The sequence below is a fragment of the Hirschia sp. genome, assembly GCF_058892565.1.
This window is the reverse complement of sequence record NZ_JBZXVU010000036.1, coordinates 1-3,166: the sequence shown is the minus strand read 5'-3', so window position 1 is coordinate 3,166 and position 3,166 is coordinate 1. Positions and strand designations below refer to the sequence as shown.

Here is a 3,166-nt window from a genome sequence, read left to right as displayed (position 1 = left end):
CCTTTTGGAGGCAGCGGACCACGGTAGGCTAAGCGACTGGGGTGAAGTCGTAACAAGGTAGCCGTAGGGGAACCTGCGGCTGGATCACCTCCTTTCTAAGGATGTTGAGGAATTTCAATTTATTGATTTCGTCAACTTCTCTAGCATTAAGTTGCACCATATACTCTTTATCCAGTATGTGAGTGACAACAAAAACATAGCGGCATGTCGCCGTCTTCGTTTCTCTTCCATCTCAGTCATCGACAACAATATGGTTTTTGTTGACTGAGAACAGCGAGCCCCGATAGGGCAGGGCAATGCGCAACACTGAGCATACCCTTGCATAGAAGCAATGGGTCTGTAGCTCAGGTGGTTAGAGCGCACCCCTGATAAGGGTGAGGTCGGAAGTTCAAGTCTTCCCAGACCCACCATTGCTTATCCTGATTGTGGTTCAATGAATTCGGTAGCAATATCGATAAGGGGCCGTAGCTCAGTTGGGAGAGCGGTAGCTTTGCAAGCTTCAGGTCGTCGGTTCGATCCCGTCCGGCTCCACCATTTAACTTAATCTATCTCATAGGTTCGCTGTAACACAAGTTTCGTCTAGGACTTCTGGTTCTAGATGGATTGACATTGTAAGGAGGTTGTTCATCCGCGCCATTACACCGGCGTTTTCCTCGAGGATGAACACGTAAAACTAAGTATCGTCTGACAACGATCCATAGCAAGGTTTAGAACACCGACATGTTCTTCTCTGCGCATGGGTATTGTTGAGTGATCAAGCGTCAAAAGGGCATTCCGGGAATGCCTTGGCAGTATGAGGCGATGAAAGACGTGGCACGCTGCGATAAGCTGTGGGGAGGTGCGAGCAACCTTTGATCCATAGATTTCTGAATGGGGAAACCCATCTCAGATTTAGTGGTTTTAAGCATGACCTTAGGGTGGTGTTTGGATCTACTAATTCATAAACGAGATACTTTAACCTGAATACATAGGGTTAAAGAGCGAACGCGGGGAACTGAAACATCTCAGTACCCGTAGGAAAGGACATCAACCGAGACTCCGTTAGTAGTGGCGAGCGAACGCGGACCAGGCCGAGCTTTGAAATAAACTGAATTGGATGGAAAGCCAAACCATAGTGGGTGATAGTCCCGTAAGTGTAAAATGATAAGCCGTTAGAGTAGGGCGGAACACGTGAAATTCTGTCTGAACATGGGGGGACCACCCTCCAAGCCTAAGTACTCCATACTGACCGATAGTGAACAAGTACCGTGAGGGAAAGGTGAAAAGCACCCCGACGAGGGGAGTGAAACAGATCCTGAAACGGAATGCCTACAAGCAGTGGGAGCTCTTCGGAGTGACCACGTACCTTTTGTATAATGGGTCAGCGACTTAGTCTCACAAGCAAGCTTAAGCCGATAGGTGTAGGCACAGGGAAACCGAGTCTGAATAGGGCGTCGAGTTTGTGGGATTAGACCCGAAGCCAGGTGATCTAGTCATGTGCAGGTTGAAGGTGCAGTAACATGCACTGGAGGACCGAACCCTTGAGCGTTGAAAAGCTCTGGGATGACGTGTGACTAGGGGTGAAAGGCCAATCAAACCTGGTGATAGCTGGTTCTCCGCGAAATCTATTTAGGTAGAGCGTCGTACGAATACCGTAGGGGGTAGAGCACTGGATGGGCTATGGGGACTCACCGTCTTACTGATCCTAACCAAACTCCGAATACCTACGAGTAATATACGGCAGACACACTGCGGGTGCTAACGTCCGTAGTGAAGAGGGAAACAACCCTGACCACCAATTAAGGCCCCCAAGTAACGGCTAAGTGGAAAAGCATGTGGAAATGCTGAAACAACCAGGAGGTTGGCTTAGAAGCAGCCATCCTTTAAAGAAAGCGTAACAGCTCACTGGTCAAGCGTTTCTGCGGCGAAAATGTAACGGGGCTAAAGCCGTTCGCCGAAATTGTGGACATGTAAATGTGGTAGCGGAGCGTTCTGTAAGTCTGTGAAGGTCAATCGTGAGGTTGGCTGGAGATATCAGAAGTGAGAATGCTGACATGAGTAGCGACAAAGCGGGTGAGAGACCCGCTCGCCGAAAGTCTAAGGTTTCCTGCGCAATGTTAATCAGCGCAGGGTTAGTCGGCCCCTAAGTCGAGGCAGAAATGCGTAGACGATGGGAATCAGGTTAATATTCCTGAACCAGGTGGTAGTGACGGATTGTGGAAGTTGTGTGCCCTTATTGGATTGGGTATGCCGCCAAGCAGTTCCAGGAAATAGCTCCACCATTAGACCGTACCCGAAACCGACACAGGTAGACAGGCAGAGCATGCCAAGGCGCTTGAGAGAACGATGTTGAAGGAACTCGGCAAATTACACGCGTAACTTCGGGATAAGCGTGCCTCTTTGGGTAATTCCAGAGAGGGTCACAAACTAGGGGGTGGCGACTGTTTATCAAAAACACAGGGCTCTGCGAAGTCGCAAGACGACGTATAGGGTCTGACTCCTGCCCGGTGCCTGAAGGTTAAAAGGAGGGGTGCAAGCCTCGAATTGAAGCCCAGGTGAACGGCGGCCGTAACTATAACGGTCCTAAGGTAGCGAAATTCCTTGTCGGGTAAGTTCCGACCTGCACGAATGGAGTAACGACTTCCCCACTGTCTCCAACATCGACTCAGCGAAATTGAATTCCCCGTGAAGATGCGGGGTACCCGCGGTCAGACGGAAAGACCCCGTGAACCTTTACTCTAGCTTTACAATGGCATTATCGATGGCATGTGTAGGATAGGTGGGAGGCTATGAAACCAGAGCGCCAGTTCTGGTGGAGCCATCCTTGAAATACCACCCTTGTCCTCGATGATGTCTAACCGCGGTCCCTTATCGGGATCCGGGACCTTGTATGGTGGGGAGTTTGACTGGGGCGGTCGCCTCCTAAATCGTAACGGAGGCGCGCGATGGTAGGCTCAGAACGGTCGGAAATCGTTCGACGAGTGCAATGGCATAAGCCTGCCTGACTGCGAGACTGACAAGTCGAGCAGACACGAAAGTGGGTCATAGTGATCCGGTGGTCCTGTGTGGAAGGGCCATCGCTCAACGGATAAAAGGTACTCCGGGGATAACAGGCTGATGACGCCCAAGAGTTCACATCGACGGCGGAGTTTGGCACCTCGATGTCGGCTCATCACATCCTGGGGCT

General features: G+C 50.7%; 2 tRNA genes and 2 rRNA genes. All 4 read left to right on the top strand.

Features of this window, described 5'->3' with window-relative positions:
• A 16S ribosomal RNA gene (locus AC5EF3_RS13645) occupies nucleotides 1-95 on the top strand; the annotation flags it as partial.
• Between the two features lie 238 nt (nucleotides 96-333).
• Nucleotides 334-410 (top strand) — tRNA-Ile (locus AC5EF3_RS13640).
• A gap of 48 nt (nucleotides 411-458) precedes the next feature.
• Nucleotides 459-534 (top strand) — tRNA-Ala (locus tag AC5EF3_RS13635).
• A gap of 218 nt (nucleotides 535-752) precedes the next feature.
• A 23S ribosomal RNA gene (locus tag AC5EF3_RS13630) occupies nucleotides 753-3,166 on the top strand; the annotation flags it as partial.